18 protein-coding genes are annotated in these 20,625 nt (G+C 53.9%); 1 reads left to right on the top strand and 17 read right to left on the bottom strand.

The annotated features are described in order from the left end of the window. Window positions 1–21: 21 nt before the first annotated feature. Both K1I37_RS06240 and K1I37_RS06235 read right to left on the bottom strand, forming a co-directional pair. A complete protein-coding gene (locus K1I37_RS06240; RefSeq protein ID WP_021297942.1) occupies window positions 22–492 on the bottom strand; it encodes a PTS transporter subunit EIIC in 471 nt (156 codons plus the stop codon). 224 nt (window positions 493–716) lie between these two features. Next, complete coding sequence (locus tag K1I37_RS06235) at window positions 717–1,562, bottom strand: BglG family transcription antiterminator (protein ID WP_021297943.1); 846 nt, start codon at window positions 1,560–1,562, stop codon at window positions 717–719. Window positions 1,563–1,718: 156 nt separating this feature from the next. Here K1I37_RS06235 and K1I37_RS06230 point away from each other — a divergent pair, with 156 nt between their 5' ends. Then, entirely contained in the window at window positions 1,719–2,696 is a 978-nt protein-coding gene (locus K1I37_RS06230) for a DMT family transporter (RefSeq protein WP_021297944.1), read from the top strand. A gap of 124 nt (window positions 2,697–2,820) precedes the next feature. Here K1I37_RS06230 and K1I37_RS06225 read toward each other — a convergent pair whose 3' ends face one another. From K1I37_RS06225 to K1I37_RS06155, 15 genes are all read right to left on the bottom strand, one after another. Further along, window positions 2,821–4,527 carry an ABC transporter substrate-binding protein gene (locus K1I37_RS06225; protein ID WP_021297945.1) on the bottom strand — a complete coding sequence of 569 codons (1,707 nt, stop codon included), beginning with the start codon at window positions 4,525–4,527 and terminating at the stop codon, window positions 2,821–2,823. Window positions 4,528–4,570: 43 nt separating this feature from the next. Then, a complete protein-coding gene (locus K1I37_RS06220) occupies window positions 4,571–5,794 on the bottom strand; it encodes a M20 family metallopeptidase (RefSeq protein ID WP_021297946.1) in 1,224 nt (407 codons plus the stop codon). A gap of 123 nt (window positions 5,795–5,917) precedes the next feature. Next, window positions 5,918–6,832: a LysR family transcriptional regulator gene (locus K1I37_RS06215; protein ID WP_021297947.1), complete on the bottom strand. Its 915-nt coding sequence runs from the start codon at window positions 6,830–6,832 to the stop codon at window positions 5,918–5,920. A gap of 248 nt (window positions 6,833–7,080) precedes the next feature. After that, window positions 7,081–7,698, bottom strand: coding sequence for a trimeric intracellular cation channel family protein (locus tag K1I37_RS06210; RefSeq protein WP_021297948.1), 618 nt, complete (start codon window positions 7,696–7,698; stop codon window positions 7,081–7,083). A gap of 68 nt (window positions 7,699–7,766) precedes the next feature. After that, window positions 7,767–8,240, bottom strand: coding sequence for a helical membrane plugin domain-containing protein (locus K1I37_RS06205; protein WP_021297949.1), 474 nt, complete (start codon window positions 8,238–8,240; stop codon window positions 7,767–7,769). After that, window positions 8,215–11,208, bottom strand: a complete 2,994-nt coding sequence (gene fdhF, locus K1I37_RS06200; RefSeq protein WP_021297950.1) for a formate dehydrogenase subunit alpha — start codon at window positions 11,206–11,208, stop codon at window positions 8,215–8,217. Before fdhF ends, K1I37_RS06205 begins: the two co-directional genes overlap by 26 nt. Before the next feature lie 147 nt (window positions 11,209–11,355). Beyond that, on the bottom strand, window positions 11,356–11,724 hold the full coding sequence (locus tag K1I37_RS06195; protein WP_021297951.1) for a Na-translocating system protein MpsC family protein: 369 nt from the start codon (window positions 11,722–11,724) through the stop codon (window positions 11,356–11,358). 54 nt (window positions 11,725–11,778) lie between these two features. After that, entirely contained in the window at window positions 11,779–13,374 is a 1,596-nt protein-coding gene (locus K1I37_RS06190) for a peptide chain release factor 3 (protein WP_021297952.1), read from the bottom strand. A 102-nt stretch (window positions 13,375–13,476) separates the two neighbouring features. After that, on the bottom strand, window positions 13,477–15,183 hold the full coding sequence (locus K1I37_RS06185) for a M14 family metallopeptidase (protein WP_021297953.1): 1,707 nt from the start codon (window positions 15,181–15,183) through the stop codon (window positions 13,477–13,479). 489 nt (window positions 15,184–15,672) lie between these two features. Continuing rightward, complete coding sequence (locus K1I37_RS06180) at window positions 15,673–16,548, bottom strand: NAD(P)-dependent oxidoreductase (protein ID WP_152498853.1); 876 nt, start codon at window positions 16,546–16,548, stop codon at window positions 15,673–15,675. 103 nt (window positions 16,549–16,651) lie between these two features. Further along, window positions 16,652–17,590 (bottom strand): amidohydrolase family protein, encoded by a 939-nt coding sequence (locus tag K1I37_RS06175; protein ID WP_021297955.1) that lies wholly within the window; start codon window positions 17,588–17,590, stop codon window positions 16,652–16,654. Between the two features lie 33 nt (window positions 17,591–17,623). Then, entirely contained in the window at window positions 17,624–17,815 is a 192-nt protein-coding gene (locus tag K1I37_RS06170; RefSeq protein ID WP_021297956.1) for a 2-hydroxymuconate tautomerase, read from the bottom strand. A 14-nt stretch (window positions 17,816–17,829) separates the two neighbouring features. Next, a complete protein-coding gene (locus K1I37_RS06165) occupies window positions 17,830–18,603 on the bottom strand; it encodes a 2-keto-4-pentenoate hydratase (RefSeq protein ID WP_021297957.1) in 774 nt (257 codons plus the stop codon). 63 nt (window positions 18,604–18,666) lie between these two features. After that, a complete protein-coding gene (gene dmpG / locus K1I37_RS06160; RefSeq protein WP_021297958.1) occupies window positions 18,667–19,698 on the bottom strand; it encodes a 4-hydroxy-2-oxovalerate aldolase in 1,032 nt (343 codons plus the stop codon). Window positions 19,699–19,712: 14 nt separating this feature from the next. After that, a complete protein-coding gene (locus K1I37_RS06155; protein ID WP_021297959.1) occupies window positions 19,713–20,597 on the bottom strand; it encodes an acetaldehyde dehydrogenase (acetylating) in 885 nt (294 codons plus the stop codon). Window positions 20,598–20,625 lie beyond the last annotated feature (28 nt).

The following is a 20,625-nucleotide window of genomic DNA, read 5'->3' as shown; positions in this document are numbered from 1 at the left end:
TTAACAACCGCTTACATAGAGTTAGTGCCAAATGTGCCCCAGAACAAAGGCAATCAATAGACACGCTCCAGCTGTCACAATCGGTACAAATCGCCGTCCGCCAAAGAACGCGAGAACCGCTGGAAGCTTCGTGCGATGATAGCGATTGTACATATACCCCGCCAATACACCGGCAATGAGACCAGCCACCAACACAATAGAACCTTTGTCGCCAATGTCGATGGTCTTCGAGAGTGCACTTGCCCCCTGAATAATCACCTCGTAACCCAGAAATGCGGCGAGGGCTGCGGCACCTTGATTTTCTTTTGCCATGCCTATCGAAATGCCAACCGCGAGGATAATCGCGTAATTGGAGAGAACGGCGTAACCGACAGCCTGAATAAACGGCACCCCAGTGGCCGAAGGTTCTCCAATCCAGTACAGAATTGCGCCGATGGCGAACACAACAGCCATGACGCCGACAACTTTGCCGAACCCCAGTTTTGCCTCCATAGAAATCCTCCCTTGCGTCGAAATTCGCCGTCCTGCGCGACTGAGCACACGAAAAAAGGCAGACACGAGCCATCACAGCTCATGCCTGCCTTCAATCACGCAGTAACACGCTAATTGATATATAACATAGAAAAAATAGTTGCGCAAGTATTTGCATTTATCAGTGATGTTCCTGGCGGCTGTGACGACGGACTATGCTACGCCACCGGGCAAACAAGCACACGTCAAGATGAAAAGCGATCAACATGCAGCGTGAGATAAGCGATTTCATCCGTGGGAAAATGGATCTTTAGCTTCGATTCAATCACCTGCGTCACACGCCGAGCAATCCCGAAACTCTCCGGCATCTTTTCCATGATAGTATCTGCGAGCGGATTTTGAATGGGTTCACCTCTCAGAATGCGCTGAATGGCAAAACGCAAATGAATCATCATCCGCGCGTAGTTTAACTGCGATCTTGGCAGCGTCTTGCCAAGTAATCTCTCCAATTCCTTCACGGCTAACGTGACCGCGTCCGTCAAACGAACCGTTTCCCGAACCTTTCGGGCATGACTCGCAGAATGCAGATGCAATGTGAGAAATCCCACTTCCTCAATCGGAATGCCAATCTGAAATCTCTCTTCAATCCACTGCGCACCTGTCTTGGCAACCGCCCAAGCTCGTGGATAGAGCATTTGGATTTCCTCGATGAATGGGTTTTCAATGTTGATGCCGCCGCGCAGTCTATTCAATGCAAAGCCAATATGGTCGGCCAGGGCCACGTGGATGTGTTCGTGCAACTCCCTGCCCAACTCTTTTGCTGCGTATGCGATAATCTCTTCGGCAATGCCGATTACAGGCTCTGGAACAACCGAGAACAATTGCTCAAAATGCTGTTGATTCTCCTCGTGGACCAGCGTGAATCGCTTCTCAATCCTCGCGTCTGTCAACGGAAACGGGCTGCCTCGGCGCGCACCAAAGCCAATGCCACGACCAATCACAATTTGCTCGTCCTGGTTGTTCGCGCGCAAAATCAGGACATTATTGTTCAACACACGTTCAATGACATACGCCTCCACAACTGCCCCCACTGAATATCACCCCAGTTGATCTCGCTTTTCTGAAGTATATGGGCAACGGAGAAAGTTTTTCAACATACTAACTTTCTAACAACCAGAATTTCTAGATGAAAGTGCCTCATTTGCCGTTTCATATCTTATAATCAAATCTCAATGGGAGGTGCCACTGTGAAAGCGATACTCATCGGAATTCTTGCTTCTTTTTTCTTCGCTGTCACGTTCGTGGTCAACAAACTCATGAGTGACGCAGGAGGCAGTTGGCTGTGGAGCGCCTCGCTGCGCTATCTTTTTATGCTCCCCATTCTACTCATCCTCGTCGCCGCGCGTGGGCGTCAGCGCACACTCTGGTCGGAGATGCGCCGACATCCTTGGCAATGGGTATGGTGGAGCTTTGTCGGGTTTGGGCTGTTCTACGCGCCACTGTGCTTCAGCGCGGCATACAGCCCTGCGTGGTTAGTCGCGGGCACGTGGCAATTCACCATCATCGCGGGCTCCCTCGTCGTTCCTCTGTTTCGCGAAACGCGCTTGACGCCACAGGGAGTCATCCACGTGCGACGGCGAATTCCTATGAAAGGTATGGGGATGTCCCTTATCATTCTCGTCGGCATCGCGGCAATGGAATGGTCGCAGTCCACAAGAGTCCCTCTCTCGTCATTTCTCTTTGGCACAATCCCCATCCTGCTCGCAACGTTTGCGTATCCACTCGGCAATCGCAAGATGATGGAGCTTTGTGAGGGTAGACTAGACGCATACCAACGAACGCTTGGCATGACTATCGCCAGCCTTCCACTGTGGTTGATACTGGCGATTTACGAGACCTGTGCCCACGGGCTCCCGAGCGTAAATCAAACCTTGCAATCTGTTGTCGTGGCCGTATTTTCAGGGGTCATTGCGACCGTTTTGTTTTTCACGGCAACCGACTTGGCGAAGGGAAACGTGCATCAGTTAGCGGTCGTGGAAGCCACGCAGTCGGGGGAAGTCGTCTTTACACTCATCGGCGAACTGCTCTTGATTCCAGGAACCTCTATATCGGTGGGCGGCTTCGTCGGCCTGGCGATGGTTATCTTGGGCATGATTCTCCACAGTTTACTGTCGTCGCGGACGAAATCTTCCCCACACGACGAAGCCATAGAAGTTTCATCTTAAACCGCCAGCTAGCGCGGCGTTGGTACGCTCGCTCATTCGCAAAGGAACAGGAGGCCCCATCATGCGTCCTTTCACCCGGCTCGCAGTCTGCGAACCGGGTTATGCCCAATGTTCAATGCCAATGTCACGACTGATGCGTTTTGTCCACCCAGATGTGCGCAAACGGATCCTCTTCGAGATTGCGATTGATATAGTATCCGTGGATCCACGGCTGCACGGCGTACGAATACTTACCGTAATACAAGGGAACCAGTGTCGCATCTTGCATAGCCTGTACGGTCACCTGTTGGTACAAGCTCGCGCGTTGTGTTTGGTTCGTGTCCGTCTCGGCCTGATTCAACCACTCATCCACACGCTGATTGGAATACATCGTTGAGTTATTGGCTGGCTGCTCCTTCGAGTTCAACAACGTATATAAAAAGTCAGACGCATCTGGATACGTTTGATTCCAATCGATTAGAAATGACGGTTGATTGCCCTTGGCATTGAGCGTCAAAAACGTAGCCCAACTGTCTTCGTGAACATTCAAATCAATTCCGACGGCCTTCAAATCGCTCTGAATCTGATTGACGATTTTTAAGGTAGCCGCGTCGTTACTGCAGTAGAAGTCCACGTGAAGCGGCAAGGACACGCCGGAGGCTTTGAGCAGCTGTTTCGCCTTAGTAGGGTTATACGTATAATTGACGTCAGCAGGCAAATCGTTCACGTGACCAAAGACACCAGGGGGTGTGGGCTGGTTTGCGACAGAACCTTGATTGTCTAACAGCTTGACAATAAAGGGTTTATCAATGGCATATTCCACAGCCTGACGCACTTTGACGTTCGTAAACGGCTTCTGTTGGACATTCAACCCCATATACCAAATGGTGCCGGCTGAAGAAGTGACAATATCTTTTTTCAAGTTTGGATTTGAAATAAATTCCTGGTAAGACGATGCTGGAATCCCGCGCGTGTTAAACCCAAGCAAAGCCGTCTCACCGCGCTCAAAACGCATGGCGTCCAGCTGTTCGTTGTTGTTATACGTAAATGCGATTTGGTTTAGGTACGGGAGTTGGTTGCCAGACGCATCCTTTTGAAAATAATGCGGATTTTTAGTCAGGACGACCGTATTGTGATTATTGCTCTTCATTTCAAAGGCACCGGTCCCCATCGGTTTGTTTAAACCAAAGTCCGCATCCCCCACTTTTTGAATCCACAACGGGTCAATTCCGACAAAAAAGTGCATCGCCAAAATATTCAAGAAAAAGGGCTCAGGTTTGGTCAGGGTGATTTTTAAGGTATACGGATCTGGCGCGCTGACACCACGAATGGTACTCGCTGTTCCATCGTGATAGGCGGTTGAGCCTTCGATGATAGGATCAATCAACGATTCACCGGGCGAACCGATCTTTTTGTTCAGAATGCGCTCCAACTCTGCGATGTAACTGTCTGCTGTCAACTTGTCTCCATTCCAAAACGTGATGCCCTTTTGCAAATGGAACGTATAGGTTTTCCCATCAGGGGAGACTTCCCAGGACTTCGCCGCATCGCCGACAATCTGATTCGTCGTCCCTTTGTAAGTCACCAACTGGTCATACATCGACTGGACAAACTCGTCGGATAAAATGTCCTCCGCGACGGCTGGATCGATTGAATGGATATCGTCACTCATATCGACGTCGATTTGGCCACCCGAAATCGGTGTTTGTTGTTGACTCGCTCCCGATTGCCCCTTCTGTTGCGCCCCAGCCTGCGCCTGATTTCCCGGGCTCGTGCCGCATCCCGCGAGTAAGAGCGCAATTGCCGCGACAGTTCCCAATAAGATACAGCTTTGTCTTTGCCAAGCGTGCATGTGCAATCCCCCATTGCCTCTTGTCTTGAACACCTTCACCGAATCACGAAGTATGCGCATAAGATGCTTTATTGGCCCGCCACTGTTCAAATTCTTCCCGCACAGCTTGTAAGGCTTGTGGATTTACAGCGAGATCGTAAGCGGTCATCGCCAACGCCTTCGCGGCTTGGTTCAATGCGGTTAATCCCGCCTCGGATGCAGCGGCGTCACGAAACGCTGGCGTATGATTGGATACGTCCCCAATCCGGATGTACGGATGAATCGTGGCAGTCACTTGACCGACGTTGCCGATATCGGAAGAGCCAAGGCCTGCACGAGCAGGCGGATCAGACACCTCGAGTCCCAGTGAGACGAGATTCTCTTTAAATAGCGCTGCGAGCGCCCGATTGTTGTTGCGCTCGGCATAAATCAGCCCTTCCTCGATTTCGCATCGCGCACCGACCGCATCTGCACTGTGGCGGACGGCCGCATACACCTTTTCCCGAACCGCTGCGAGTTCCTCGACTGTGATGGCGCGCAAAATAAACTTTGCTTCACAGAATTCCGGAACGACGTTAGGAGCAGAGCCGCCCTTGGTAATAATGCCGTGAATTTTGACATCGCTCTTGAAGAACTGCCGAAGTGCGTTAATCGCGACGAACGATTGAATCACAGCATCTAGTGCGCTGATACCCTCCTCCGGTGCGGAGGAAGCGTGGGCCTGACGGCCGTAAAATTTAAAGGTAGCGTCGACACAGGCAAGTGACCCACGGTTGACCGTCGTGATGTTTCGCGGGTGACAAAGCATCGCCGCATCCACATCGTCAAATACGCCCGCGTTGCACATGATAATCTTTCCCCCACCATCTTCTTCAGCGGGTGTACCAATAACCGCAATGCGGGCCAGCAAATCTGGACAAGCGTCGCGTAGCGCCAAAGCGGCACCCACTGCTGCAGTTCCAATTAAATTGTGTCCACAAGCGTGACCAATTTCCGGAAGCGCATCATACTCGGCTAACAGGGCAATCACGGGTCCGTCGCTCGGCCCCCATGTCGCCCGGAAGGCTGTTTCAAGACCTGCAATCCCTGTCTCTATCTCAAACCCAGCCTCCGCAAGCGGTTCTACCAACCACTGCATCGCCTGGTGCTCCTGAAAACTCAACTCAGGATGTTGGTGTATATTCAACGCCAAAGTGCGAAGTAATGCGTCACGAGCATCTACAGCCTGTTCCACGCAGGACTTCAAGGAAATGTGTGATTCACCCAATCCGTCTGCACCTTCTCCCATCGCATCACGACATTCGTGTATAGGCTGTATATTAATCCTGAAAAATGTATAAGTAAAATTAATGTTTTTTTCTTTCGAGACAAAAAGAAATTTATATTCAGATAAAATAAAATCCGCTGAGACCTACCATTCACTGTCTGCTGCTTCATTTGAAAAGTTCTTCATAAAATCTATGAATTTATCAACCATCGTATATTGCAGCGCCGCTTCGCGATAAAACATCCAGGTGCCTCTTTTGACCATGACGCCATCTTTGCGAACGAGGTCAATGTGCTTCAATCCATCCCGACGGTGGACAAAATTGCTGGGTACAATGGCGTAGCCAAACACATTTTTGACCATCTCCTTGCACGTTTCAAAACTATCGACTTGCATACTGATGTGAGGGGGCACGTGAAATCGTTCATACCACCAATCATCAATCATTTGTGCCAAGGACGAATGCGCATAACTCGCGAGGTTATTCGCAAGGACAGGCGCTTTATAGCTGATTTGCGGAAGGCTTGGCAAATCGTCGAGATGGATTTCCGATTTTGAAATAATACAAATCCGCTCTTCACTCAGCAGATATTTGGCTTCCGGCCAGTGAAAATCTCCGCGAACGACACCAACGTGGATATCGTCGTGAATCAGCAGTTCATATATCTCTTCACTCCATCCCGTCGTCACATTGATATGGACTTTGGGAAAGTCAGCGTGATAACCCCGCAAAATCTTCGGCAGATTATGCAAACCAAAATAACTAGAAACGCCAACCCGCAGATTGCCCTGCACTTCATGGCTCATATTTGCAATCTTGTCTTTCGTCTGTTGTAGTTCCGACAACATCTTCTGGGCATAATGCACCAGATATTCCCCTTCTGGCGTAAACCCAATGCCTTTGCCGTTTCGAAACATCACTGCTGCACCAAATTCTTGCTCAAGTCGGCGCAAACGATAAGTCAGCGCAGGCTGCGTAATATATAAACGGTCAGCCGCGCGAGTCAGGTTCTTCTCCTGCCACAAACACTGCAGGATACGACAGTCTTTTTCGTCCAAACGGCGTCCCTCCTTTGAGGAGCATCACGCATCCTGCGACGCCCTCCCCTGCACATTGAATCCAATCTTCTCGAATGCCCCGTTCGGCAAGACAAGTATAGCACGCACATATGACCAACTGACTGCACACACGCCCCCTGGCATCACCGCGACATATTAAAAAAGCCACCCCGCAGGATTCCTGTCAGGGTGACCTTTCACATTTTCCCATATCCATTTCCACGCGACGCCTGATGCCGCAATCAAGGCTACTGCCGCAGGTGTAGCTTGGTCCACAAGCGTTCCCGATACCGCACGACAATCAGGCGGATGACCACAACCACGAAGAGTGTTGTCAACAGTGGAATGGGTTGTGCAAACCCGCGCCCACCGATGAATACCAGAAGTCCCACCAGCACGGTCAGAATCGCATGAACTTCCTCCCGTAGCGCGACGGGCTTGCGCAACGCCAACACATCCCGGATGACACCGCCCCCAATACCTGTGAACAATGCGGCCATCACGGTGGTGCCAAGGTGATGAGCATACTGTTCCGCATAGAGTGCCCCTTGCAGCGAGAACGACGCTAGGCCAATCGAGTCGAAGAAAATCCCCCACTTTTTCCAATGGCGAATCCACTTTGTCGACAAGATACACAACACGGCCAATGTGCACAACACCAAGAGCAATGTTTGACGATCCCACAACCGCGTCACGGGTACCCCGATGACCGTGTTGCGGATGACACTGCCTCCGAAAGAGGTCGTCAGTCCTAAGATAAACACGCCAATGATCCGGTACTTCGCCTGAAGTGCGACAAACGCCCCACTCGCTGCATAGGCACACGTTCCTATTCCGTGCACGATAAGCCATCCTAGGCTTTCCACTGCACTGCCTCCCAAACTGGCGTTTCAGCCATCCAAACGGTTGTCTCCATCGTGGAGCGACAAAGAGACTACAGCTTCTGTCCCATTCCCTCCGCAAGGCCCAGCATCAAGGCCAACGTACGGTTGATATCTGGGTTGCGAACCGCTTTGGCAAGCTGGAAAACACCCACACGTTCACCAGAGGCGAGTTTCGCCTGGCCGTGTTCAAGCCCGGTGACCATCGCATCCGTCAACTTGCTCAATTGTTCTGCATCCAACTTGCTGACCATGCCAAGGGCCGTCATCGCATTTTTGATGGTATTGAGAACAGACGGCTTGAGCACCTGTTCGAGTACAATCGACGCGACCTTCTCCTTTGAATTTAGGAGGGCGTGCAACATTTCGAGCACGCCGCTGTCATGCAAGTCCTGCACAAGCACCAGCAAACTTTTGATGGCGTCGCTGTGTGCAGCAAATACCTCCTGCAGTTCTTGGGTGACCTCCATCGATTGTTCCTCATGTGACGGTTCCAACCGATTAATGCTGGTTGTGGGCTTCGCCATGGGCGACCACCTCCTGTGCTTTCTCCTCGACCGGCACATAACCCTCACGATTCCACTTGCGCCATACTTCGACGCCTTGTTGCGGGTTGCGCTTGCCAAACCGCGGATTGTTCATCGGCAGTGGTGAACGCCCTTTGGCTTTCAGCACTTCCATGCGGACATATGTCTCTTTGTACGCTGGTGTATCCGTCCGAACGTCCGTTGCAGGTCCGGTCAGCAAGTTGACTGCCGCAAATTCACTCGTCGAGTTCATCGGCAGGTACAATTCATTGCCATGCACCCGATCGGTGACCACCACGTTTACCTTGACCTGACCATACGGAGATTCCAACCGTACGAGTGATCCGTCCACCAATCCCCGCTGCTGCGCCAATTCTGGAGACACTTCAACGAACGTATCCGGCACCTTCGAGCGCAGGCCTTCCGACTTGTCGGTCATGTTGCCCTCGTGGAAGTGTTCCAAGAGACGACCGTTATTCAGGTGTAAATCGTATTGTTTGGCAGGAGGTACAGGCGGGATCCAATTTGCTGGAACCAGTCGCGCCTTGCCATCTGGATGTGCAAACCCATTCGTGTACAACAGCGGTGTGTCCGTTCCATCCGGTGCAACTGGCCACAAGAGACTGTTGTAGCCTTCAAGGCGGTCGTACGAAACCCCGGCGAAAATCGGCGCAAGCGATGCTGCTTCAGCCATAATCTCGCTCGGATGTTGATAGTTCCAGTTGGCGCCCAGGCGATTTGCAATGGCCATGATAATTTGCCAGTCCGGCTTCGACTCGCCAAGCGGCTCGAACACCTGATACAGACGTTGAATCCGGCGTTCCGTGTTGCTAAACGTACCTTCCTTTTCAAGGCTCGGGCTCGCTGGCAACACGACGTCAGCAAATTGCGCTGTCTTGCTCAAAAACACGTCCTGTACCACGAAGAAATCCAAGTGACTGAGCGCCTCGTGGACGTGATTGGAGTTCGTGTCGACCCAGGCCATATCCTCGCCCATCAGGTACATCCCACGGAGTTTCCCTTCCAAAATGGCGTTCAACATGAACTGATTGTCCATGCCTGGCTCCGCTGGCAACGGCGTTCCCCACGCCTCTTCGAACTTTTTGCGCGCAGCTTCGTTCGTCACCAACTGATACCCCGGCAGCCAATTTGGCAGTGTGCCAAAATCGCAGGCACCTTGCACGTTGTTATGTCCACGCAACGGGAACGCGCCAGCGCCCGGGCGGGCAAAGTTCCCGGTAACCAGCAACAAATCGCTAATGGCGCCACTCGTCTCACTGCCGCCGCGCTGTTGCGTGACACCCATCGCCCACAATACAGCGACGCCATCCGCTTCATGAATCATCTTGGCCATGTCAATCAGCTGATCTTTGCGAATTCCCGTGACTTGTTCTGCGTAATCCAGCGTGTAGCGCTCTAGGGACTTCACGTACTCGTCAAATCCTACAACTTTGTCATTGAGGAACGACACGTCGTGCCATTGTTGGTCAATGATATATTTTGTCAGCGCTGAGAGCCAAACGTGATCTGTACCCGGGTTGGGCCGAACAAACAGATCTGCGCGCTCCGCCATCTCGTGCTTGCGCAAGTCGACCACCATCAACTTCTGACCGTTCAGTTTGTGCGCACGTTTCACGCGCGTCGCCAATACCGGGTGTGCCTCAGCAGGGTTGGCACCGACGATGATGACCAAACCAGCACTTGCGATATCCTTGATGGTCCCTGCGTCGCCGCCAATGCCGACCGTGCGCATCAAACCGTCCGTCGCCGGCGACTGGCAATACCGGGAGCAGTTGTCGATATTGTTCGTACCGATAACGGCGCGCGCCAGTTTCTGCATCAAGTAGTTTTCTTCATTGGTCACCTTTGACGACGAAATAAAGCCAAGGGCATCCGCACCGTACGTCTCTTTGATCTCGCCGAGCTTGCGCCCGATAAGATCCAACGCCTCTTCCCAAGACGCCTCATAGAACGAATCCCCGCGACGAATCAATGGCTTCGTCAAACGCTCTTCACTATTGACGAAATCCCAGCCAAATTTGCCTTTGACACAAGTGGAAACGCCGTTGACTGGCGCATCTTCGTTCGGCTCCACCTTGAGAATTTCGCGTCCCTTCGTCCACACGTCAAACGAGCAGCCGACGCCACAGAACGTGCAAACCGTCTTCGTCTTGCGAATGCGCTGTTCGCGCATCGCCGACTCGACTTCGGAAATCGCAAAAATACCGCCGTATCCCGGCTCGACTTCCTTAATCAAATCAATCATTGGATTTAAAACGTCGCCCGGGATGCCTGACAGAAACCCTGCGTTGCCAAGCATCGACTTCTCCATCAACGCATTGGTTGGGCAAACGGACACACAATGCCCACAAGACACGCAGGACGACTCGTTGATGGCGACGTCGTCATCCCAAATCACGCGCGGCATCTCCCGTTCCCAGTCAATCGACAGCGTCTCGTTGACCTGTAAGTCCTGGCACGCTTCGACGCACCGACCGCACAGGATACACTGATCTGGGTCGTACCGATAGAACGGATTGGACATATCCTTGTCATAACCTTTCGGCCGGTAAGGATATGCTTGGTGCTCGATTTTCATCAATTCCGCCGTGTTATGTAGCACACAGTTGCCGTTGTTGTTGTCGCACACCGTGCAATACAACATGTGGTTCTCAAGAATTCTATCCATACCCTCCGTGCGCGCGGCACGGGCGAGATCTGTCTCTGTCTGTACCTTCATCCCAGGCATCACTTCGGTGGCGCAGGCACGCACCAGCTTGCCGTCGACTTCGACCATACACGTGTCACACGTCTGAATTGCACCCAAGTTTGAGTGATAACACACGTGCGGGTGTTCTATCCCATTGTCCAACATCGTCTGAAGAATGGTTTGACCCTCGTAGCCGTCATATGCCACTCCGTCGATATGAACAGGGAACTGAACGCGCAAAGTACTACTACTACTCATTCCAATACCCCCTGTAAAAAATAAAAACTCCACCAAAACCAGGAGCCCTGTTGCAGGGAAACTGGTTTTAGTGGAGTAGTTTGAAGCACATCCTGTACTTTTGCACCAATCCTCAACGTTTCAGTTGCGCCTAACATTTTAACAGAATCAATTCAAACCGTCGAGTCCGAGGGGTCTATCAAATACGTAAACCGTGATGGCTGTGTCGAGATCGACATCAAAATCGCAGAACAGCGTAACGAGACGCGCCCCAACCACATTTTCCACTTCGGCCCGCAATTCCTCGTCTTTGTAGATCTCCTTGATAAACGTGGTGCGCAATTCGCGCACGATTCGCCGCCCGTCTTCCGTGCGAACAGCGAATTTCTCAACACTCGTCAAATTGCCTTTCAGCTCACAGACGGCCCAAGGGCCGACAAATCGCGTGGTGATTTGCTCCGGCCCTTTACCGACGTGCTTTTTGCGGATCTCTCGCACCAAATTGCTAAACGTGTGTGCGACTTTTGCTGTATTCATGAGACCGAATTGGACCTCCTCCAAGTACGCCCTGACCCACGTGTCCTTTTGACCTTACGAGACGCCGTAAGAGGTGGGGTGCAATTCGACACCCGGATTCTTATCGAGCACGAGACGAATTGTAAACTCGTTCGGGAACAGCATCACAAACCGGTCATCGTGATCTTTGACGACGATAATGGCCTGACGGTCGTAGTTTAATTGTTCAATTGGAACTGGCGACACCAACCAGCGCGCGAACGAATAGGGCAGGTTGTGCAGTTCGACTTCGGCGCCGTACTCCGCCTTCATCCGGTGTTGGAACACCTCAAACTGCAGTTGCCCGACCGCGCCCAGCACCATGTCCTCGGTGCGATTCGCCTGCCGGAAAACCTGAATTGCACCCTCTTCAGACAGTTGTTCCATCCCTTTGTGAAATTGCTTGTACTTCAGCGTGTTCTTCACGTAAACCCGAGCAAAGTGCTCAGGCGAGAACTGTGGAAGCTTCTCAAACTGGAACTTGTCTGCCTCGCACAAGGTGTCCCCAATGCGGAACAGCCCCGGGTCAAAAATGCCGAGAATGTCTCCAGGATACGCCTCATCGATAATCTCGCGGCCCTGGCCGAAGAACTGTTGCGGCTGCGCGAGGTTTACTTTCTTCCCGGTCCGCACGTGATTGACCGTCATCCCGCGCTCAAACCGGCCAGAGCACACCCGAATAAAAGCGACTCTGTCGCGGTGTGCAGGATTCATGTTCGCCTGGATTTTGAAGACAAAGCCAGAGAACGGCGCATCCGTCGTGACCACCCGGCCATCGTCCGTGGGGCGTGGGCCTGGGGGTGGGGCGAGATCGATAAACTGATTGAGAAACGTCTCGACGCCAAAATTGGCGATGGCGCTGCCAAAGAACACCGGCGTCAGCTTACCGCGCTGCACAAGTTCCGCGTCAAACGGGTCTCCCGCGATGTCGAGCAACATCACTTCTTCTTTGAGTTGCTCGTGCAAGGCGGGGCCCAACGCCTCGCGCAACGCTTCATCTTCGATGTCGTCCACCTGAATCTGCTCTGTTTCGGTGCCCCTGTCCGTAAAGCGTTCAAAGCGATTATCCGGACGGTTGTAAATGCCCTGGAACTCCTGCCCCATGCCAATCGGCCAATTCATTGGGCATGAGCGGATGCCAAGAACCTCCTCCAATTCTTCGAGGAGCGCAAGCGGATCTTTCCCCTGACGGTCCAGCTTATTGATAAATGTAAAAATCGGAATCCCGCGCATGCGACAGACCTCAAACAGTTTGATAGTCTGCGGCTCGACGCCTTTCGCAGCGTCGATAAGCATCATGGCACTGTCCGCTGCAGTCAGCGTCCGGTACGTATCTTCACTGAAATCCTCGTGCCCTGGCGTATCGAGGATGTTGATGCGGCGATTGCGGTAGGAAAACTGCAACACGGTCGACGTGACGGAAATCCCTCTCTGCTTCTCAATTTCCATCCAGTCGGAGGTCGCGTGCCGCCTCGCCTTTTTCCCTTTTACCGCACCGGCTTCGCGAATCGCGCCACCAAATAATAACAACTTCTCGGTCAGCGTCGTCTTCCCCGCGTCCGGGTGCGAAATAATTGCAAATGTGCGGCGTTCTGCAGGTGCTCCCTGCGCCTTCGTCGATTCTGTCGACACTCGTGCCACTCCTGTATCGTTAATGTTCACCACATCAGTGTACCACGAGCACAAAGTTTCGGTGTGTCCATCCTAGCGCGTAAAGCTTTCCAGGTCCCGACTTCAGGCGTCTTGCGCGTCCATCGTGGCGTCAAGCACAATCGTTTGGGCGACGCGGCCTGCACGCGCACCTTCAAAGACGACGTCGACGCGGGTGCCAGGTTCGCCACGCACCACCCATTCGACATAGCCGCGCTGCTCGCCCGGCGGGATCCACATACTCGAACTGCCGTAGCCATCGAGCTGCCCAATCGTCGTCGGCGACTCACCTGCAATCACTTCGACATCTCCTTCGATCGCGGCACACACACCACAAAGCGACAACTCGCGCCCCTTGTCCGTGCTCGACGTCGGCAAGAACCCCGCATTGGAAACCTCAGCGACCACCCGAAAGACCCCTGGCGCCGTTTGCACTACGCGGATGGAAGGGATGATTAACTGGGGCGTCGAGAGCCCAAGCCCAGTCAAAAATGCGCTGACGTTCGCGCACTCCTCTTCCAACAAGTGCAGCGGCGGGTTTTGCACGAGGAATTTCGGATTCAGCCCGCCTATCTCCACAAATCCGAAATCGGGGTGCTCAAACGGGGTCCACGGAAAGACCGCGTCAGGCCCCCCCTCGCGCGTCGCCCACGCATAGAGTTTGCGCTCATCTTCCGTGCGCTCCTCCGGACTCAGTCTCATCAAGTGACGCACGCCAAATTCACCATATCCCCGAGCGCCGGCCCGCCGGCACAAGTCCCAGATTTCCACGGTGAAGCCGAGGATGCCGAAGTGATCGTACAACCAATCGTCTGCCGCCCCGGGCATCAGCACTTTCTCGTGACCTGTGGCAAATTTCTCATAGTTCGATCCGGCAAAATACCCGCTCACCCGCGCCCCCATCTCAGCTACCCTGCTGAACAGATGGCGGTCGGTCTGCGATAGCACCGTATCATCCCCAGTCGACGGCTGACGCAAAATGACGCCGCCCGACGTATGTAGCGCCGCATAGGCCGCAATGTTTGGGTGCTGATGAATAAAATCAGCGAGACTCCGCAATTCCGGTTCGGACAAGGGGTAAGGTCCGGCTCCCGGCTGACCACTCTCTCCGGCCCAGCGAATGGGGAAGTTGCGGTTAAAGTCCATCGTCGCCCGACGCGCCGGGTGCGCTTTGGCGAACTCGGGAAGCTCCCCGGTCTTTGCCAGCCTATCAATCCGTCCTTCCTCGAACACGTGATAGTACTGACCCCCCATTTCCCCCGGCCGGCGCGGGCGCATCACCCGTGGATCCACCTCGTCAATGGCATATCCGCCATCGACTGCCGGAACGCGCATCTGCAGGATATGCCCATCGCCGTTTACGTCATCGGCGACAAAGCCTTCCCGCGGTTCCGTGTAAGGATACAGGTGAGGGCTGGAACGAAATCTTGCAGGCGTGGTCAAGTACAACTCCGCACCATCGAGCGCAATGCGCGGCACGAGGTAGACTGTATGCTGATCCAGCAGCGCTGTAGCCTGCGTATCCTCACCGTAATGTGCAAGACACCAGGAAATCCAGTACATCGCGACCGAGTTCGCCGACACCTCGCCCGCGTGTATATTCGCGTCGACAAAGACAGCCGATTTGTGTGCCGGCGCACCTGTCGCTTGATTCGTCAAGGTGACTGCCGCAATATCGCGCCCTTCGCGGCTTTGCCCAATCACTTCCACGTCCATCAGATTCGGGTGCGCTGCCTCAAGCCTACGCAGTTCATCCCACATTTCTCGATAAGTCCAATATTTTGCCTGCATCGCGTCAGTCATCCTCCAGTACCGGCGACAGTGATTGTTTCCGGATTCGCAAATATGTACCCTCGTGAGCCGAATAGCTCCATCTTAACGTACTGTTTGAAAAATCGGTAAACCATTTTGCAGGGTGCGGGGTGCGGGGTGCGGGGTGCGGGCGGTGCGCGTGGAGGTGGCGAGGATAGTGCAGATTTTCTGCCTTATTCGCGGCATATGGCCGGATTCGGAGCATTTAGTGCACGAATTTTGTCTTATGCCCCATAAAACCTTTGAAAAACGGGGCCGCGGCGCCGATTAGGGTATTTTTTCGACCTTATCCGGCGGATTTTTAGTTGATATGTCTTATTAGGACATGCGCCGTGGGCGCCGTGGGTACCGAGCGCAACCATGGCCAGCTTACCGTAAGCGCCGAGCCTAGCGGCGGCTCCGCATCGGCCAGCCCCAGCCAGGCGGCGCGCGCCCACAGCATCCCGCCGCCACCCGCGACGCATGTCGTCAGTCCGTGTTGTCGCTCGACTGTCGCAAAATGTCCAAGGCCGCTTTGTAAGACGCCGGCACTTGCGCCACACCGTCGCTTGCCTTCTGCCGCTGCGCTGACCATTCCAACCGTTTGGCGGCTCCCTCTGTGACGAGCGGATCGTATCCCAATTCGGCGACGGTCTCGGCAGCCTCCCGCAACTCATGCGCCCGCCGTTCGCCATGTTGCATGTTGCGCACGACGAGATAATTCGCCAACTCAGACACGGTCATATGTCCGAACGATGCGTCAGCGGACGCCAGGACTTCGTCTGCCACACCGGCAGCGTCGGCCGCCAAGAGCGCCTCCAAAAACAGCGCTTCCATGCCTTTGACAATGACGCTGCGGCACATCTTAATCGCGGCCGCACTGCCAATCGCCCCGTCTATCACGTCTATCTGCATTCCGTAGGGATCCATCGCCTGCTTCAAAGGCGCTGCCCCAGGTCCATCGGCCAACATCGGCACTTTGTGACGCAACGGTGGAACTGCGGACATCACGGCAACACAAGTGAACCGCACACCGGTATTCGCAAGAACCTGGGCGATATCCCGTTTGACCTTCGGCGAACAAGAGTTCAGGTCAGCGTATACTGCATTCGTGCGCAAGTATGGCGCAGCCGATCTCGCCACGTCCAGTGCAGAACTCGGCGTGACCAGTGAAAATACGATATCCGCCTGCCGCCCCACACCCTCCGGTCCGTCCTGCAGGGCGACACCAATTTGGCGCGCGCGGTCTTCCAGCGACTCGTTGCGAAATGCGTCATACGCAACAATATCCTCTACCCCAGCCTCGCGCAGCCCCGCGGTGATTGCCCGCGCAGCTTCACCAAACCCCATATACCCGACAATCATGACGTACACCTCCGTGCCAGAAGCGTCGTGATAAACAGAAATTTCCGAGGCGCCTAAGCCATATGGGTACTGCTGAAGGCGCCACACTGAAGGCACCTAAATATCACAGGCCGAGAAACGCGCTTGCCGCGGCATCACTGCTCTGTGCTGGGGGCCACGTCTTTAAATCAAACGGGTAATCAGAACCCGGCAAAACTCTGTCGTCCCCGACCAGTTTTCGCAAGTACGCCAGAGCGTCCTCATGCCACAGCACATTATCGTAAAAAAGCCTTTGCAAGTACGCCTCAGGCCTATCTGTAAGCAGCGAGGAAACCTGTGGCCATACTTCGTAACCTTGGTTTAGACGACCAATCTGATAGGGCAAAAAGCCCCCGCCATGTGCGAGCAAAATGCGCGCATTTGGGAATTTATCGAGTACGCCGCCAAGGATTAAATCGAGCGCACAAGCCGTCGTCTCCCACGGAACACCAATCAAGTTGGGCATCATCCGCCGTTGAATCCGCGGATCTGTGTTGAGCAGCGGGTGGATGAACACGATGGCGCGCGCCGCGTCGGCTGCTTCCCAAAACGGTGTAAACCGCTCGTCACTGAGTAGCTGTCCAGCATGCCCTGGCCCGATAATGGCGCCCTTCAAGCCCTGCGAAACCGCTCGCGCGAGGACGCGAGCGGCCGTTTCCGGGTGATTGAGCGGTACCGTTGCCAAACCGGACAAGATTTTGGCATTTGCGGCAACGAAACGGCTGAGTTCATCGTTGTACAACTCAGCTACCTCAGCCGTCAATTCATGCGGAAAATCGTAGAGAAACAGTTGCGGAATGGGTGAGACAAGCGTATGCGTAACACCTGCTGTACGCTGTTCCTCAAGGTATAACTCACGCGCATAAAATGCGCGTTTTAACTCGAACGACCATCTGCCGTCGATAGCGAGAAAGGGCTCCTTACCCACGCCACGCTGTTCCCATGTCGCGCGAACGAGATTGGCATTTTCCTTCAGCCATGACAACACGGCCTCCGGAACAAAATGAGAATGTACATCGAACAAGGCATTCACCTCAGAATTTTTAAAAGAACGAAATTAATTCGATTCATCCGCTTTCGAAATTCCGCCGACACCCCAGTGCTCCTTCGGCATTTCATAAATCAACACGCGCACCGTTTCTGGCGGTACCCCTAGCGTTCGCACCACTGCATCGGTAACTTCTTTCATAGCTGCCTTTTTCGCCTCTTTGGAACGCCCTTCTAAAATACTCATCTGAATCAACGGCATGTGAAACCCTCCCGTCAGGCATGAACCGACAGTTCAATGTCGCCCATTCCCTCAAATTCGACTGATATCGTATCTTGGTCATAGATGTAAATGGCCTCTGTAATCCCGCCCGTAAGGACGACCATTCCTGGCTCAATCGCCTTGCCAATACGACTCAACATGTGCACCTGTTCGATAATCGAGCGGACAGGATGGCCCAGTACGGCTGCACCGGCGCCAGTCTGCGCCACCTCGCCATTGCGACACATGACAACCCCAAGCTTGTCGAGTTGAAATTGGTAAGGTGAAAACGCCTGATCTGCCACATAAAACTTCGCACTCGAAGCGTTATCCGCAATCACATCGACCAATGTAAATGAGAAGTTTTTATAGCGGCTGTCGATGACTTCGACTGCAGGCATCACGCATTCCGTCGCGAGCCAGACGTCCCGTGCAGTGATGTGTGTACCCTCCAGCCTGTGCTTAAACACAAACGCAATTTCCGGCTCCACGCGCGGATGAATCAATCCCTTTAGGGATATCTCCGGATTTGTCAGTTCCATCGACTCGAGCAAATGGCCGAAAATCGCTTCATCCACGCCCACCGACTGTTGCTTTGCTTTGCTCGTCAGGCCCATCTTCCAGCCGATCAACCTGTCACCCTGGTTCGTATACTTCTGAATCGTCAGTTGTTGAATGGCATATGCGTCATCGACCGTAAGGCCATCGTAACGAAGGGTAATCTTGTCTAGCTCCTGTGCAGTAATTTGGTGTTGATAGATTTCATCGGCAATGGCCCGCAATCCCACAAAAGTGCCCTCCCTTGTCCTTGTCATGCCCACTTCTGCAAACGCGCTGCGCCCATCGTCGGCTTAGTGCGTGGCCGCCGCTTTCCCATGGGCAATATCAAACGCCACGTCGACAATCATGTCCTCCTGACCGCCAACCACCTTGCGGCGCCCGAGTTCGACGAGCACGTCGCGCGTGTCGACAGAGAACTGTTCCGCTGCGCGCTGCGCGTGAAGCAAAAAGCTGGAGTAAACGCCTGCGTAGCCAAGTGTCAAACTCGTCCTATCCGTGATAATTGGGCGATGCATCCTAGGGCGAACGACATCTTCCGCAGCGTCCATGACCGGATACAATTGGACACCCGTGTCAATTCCGTATTTTTCGCAGGCTGCCACGAACACTTCCAGTGGCGTGTTGCCAGCGCCGGCACCGAGGCCGCCAAGGCTCGCATCGATGCGGAATGCGCCTTCTTCAACAGCCGCGATGGAATTCGCCACCGAGACGCCGAGGTTGTTATGTGCGTGGAAACCAACCTGCACGTCATCTGGCAAGGCGTTGCGCAGTGCGGATACCTTGGCGCGAACCTCGTCCATCAACATCGCACCCGCTGAATCCACAATGTACACCGCGTGTGCCCCGTACGAGGCCATTTTGTTCGCCTCTTCCACCAGCCGCTCAGTCGGCGTCATGTGGGACATCATCAGAAATCCAACTGTATCCAGTCCTAACTTGCGCGCCTCTTCGATGTGCTGCGCGGAAATATCGGCTTCCGTCGAGTGGGTGGCGACGCGTACCGCCTGTATGCCACACTCCACAGCGCGCTTTAAGTCTTCAACGGTGCCAATCCCCGGAAGCAACAACGCCGCCACTTTTGACTGCGAAACGACACCACAAACTGCACGAAGGTAATCTGCTTCCGTCTCCTTGGAAAATCCATACTGGACGGAACTACCGCCCAGACCATCGCCATGCGTCGCTTCAATTAAAGCTACGCCCGTGCCATCCAATGCTGACGCGATGGCCGATGCATCCTCCACGCTAAACTGGTGTCGCACAGCGTGCATTCCGTCGCGCAAGGTGACGTCGGTGAGTTCAATGCGGTACTTGTACGCCATCGTCTCTCTCCTCCTCAGTTCTTCAGCGCCAGCTTGTGCTTCGCAAATTCTTCGCCGAACTTGACGGCAGCGGCGGTCATGATGTCGAGATTGCCTGCATAGACGGGCAAATAATCGCCAAGTCCCTCCACCTCGGTGGAGACACTCACGAGATTGTCTTTAAAAATCGGATCCCGATTCAACCGATAACCAGGAACATAGGTCTGAACGTGTTTGACCATCTCCGCAATCGACGCCCGGACGCGTTCGTAGATTTCATCGTTCGCTTCATCCATCATGCAATAAATCGTATCGCGCATGAGAATCGGCGGATCGGCTGGATTGAGGATGATAATCGCCTTACCCTTTCTGGCCCCACCGATGACCTCAATCGCCCGGGAAGTCGTCTCTGTAAACTCGTCAATATTGGCACGTGTGCCGGGGCCCGCGCTCTTACTCGAAATGGTCGCAACAATTTCACCGTAAGACACGCCGACGACCCGGCTCACCGCGTGGACAATCGGAACCGTCGCCTGACCGCCACAAGTGACCATGTTGACATTCTCCGAACCCAGGTGCTCCTGTAAATTGACCGCTGCGATGACGTACGGGCCACGCGCGGCAGGCGTCAAGTCAATCGCCTGAATTCCCGCCTCCCGCAACAACTTGGCATGCCGAACGTGTGCCTTGGCACTCGTCGCGTCGAACACCATATCCGGGCGCGCGCCCTGTGCAAGCACAGTCGCCAGACCCTCCCACGACGTCTCCAAACCTGCCCGCTTCGCGCGGCGCAACCCATCTGATTCAGGGTCAATCCCAATCATCCAGCGCGGTTCAATCCACTCGCTGCGCTGCAATTTAATCATTAAATCCGTTCCAATATTGCCCGAACCGACAATCGCCGCAGTCAGTTTCTGCATGTTCCGGCACCTCCAAGTAATCTCCTGC

It is taken from the genome of Alicyclobacillus acidoterrestris (assembly GCF_022674245.1).
Taxonomy (GTDB): domain Bacteria; phylum Bacillota; class Bacilli; order Alicyclobacillales; family Alicyclobacillaceae; genus Alicyclobacillus; species Alicyclobacillus acidoterrestris.
This window is presented reverse-complemented; position numbering and strand designations above follow the sequence as displayed.

What these genes read in the sequence shown, in the direction of transcription:
- K1I37_RS06240 (WP_021297942.1), bottom strand. Translation starts at nt 492, where the DNA reads ATGGAGGCAAAACTGGGGTTCGGCAAAGTTGTCGGCGTCATGGCTGTT.
- K1I37_RS06225 (WP_021297945.1), bottom strand. Translation starts at nt 4,527, where the DNA reads ATGCACGCTTGGCAAAGACAAAGCTGTATCTTATTGGGAACTGTCGCG.
- K1I37_RS06220 (WP_021297946.1), bottom strand. Translation starts at nt 5,794, where the DNA reads ATGGGAGAAGGTGCAGACGGATTGGGTGAATCACACATTTCCTTGAAG.
- K1I37_RS06205 (WP_021297949.1), bottom strand. Translation starts at nt 8,240, where the DNA reads ATGGCGAAGCCCACAACCAGCATTAATCGGTTGGAACCGTCACATGAG.
- fdhF (WP_021297950.1), bottom strand. Translation starts at nt 11,208, where the DNA reads ATGAGTAGTAGTAGTACTTTGCGCGTTCAGTTCCCTGTTCATATCGAC.
- K1I37_RS06195 (WP_021297951.1), bottom strand. Translation starts at nt 11,724, where the DNA reads ATGAATACAGCAAAAGTCGCACACACGTTTAGCAATTTGGTGCGAGAG.
- K1I37_RS06185 (WP_021297953.1), bottom strand. Translation starts at nt 15,183, where the DNA reads ATGCAGGCAAAATATTGGACTTATCGAGAAATGTGGGATGAACTGCGT.
- K1I37_RS06180 (WP_152498853.1), bottom strand. Translation starts at nt 16,548, where the DNA reads ATGATTGTCGGGTATATGGGGTTTGGTGAAGCTGCGCGGGCAATCACC.
- K1I37_RS06170 (WP_021297956.1), bottom strand. Translation starts at nt 17,815, where the DNA reads ATGCCGTTGATTCAGATGAGTATTTTAGAAGGGCGTTCCAAAGAGGCG.
- dmpG (WP_021297958.1), bottom strand. Translation starts at nt 19,698, where the DNA reads ATGGCGTACAAGTACCGCATTGAACTCACCGACGTCACCTTGCGCGAC.
- K1I37_RS06155 (WP_021297959.1), bottom strand. Translation starts at nt 20,597, where the DNA reads ATGCAGAAACTGACTGCGGCGATTGTCGGTTCGGGCAATATTGGAACG.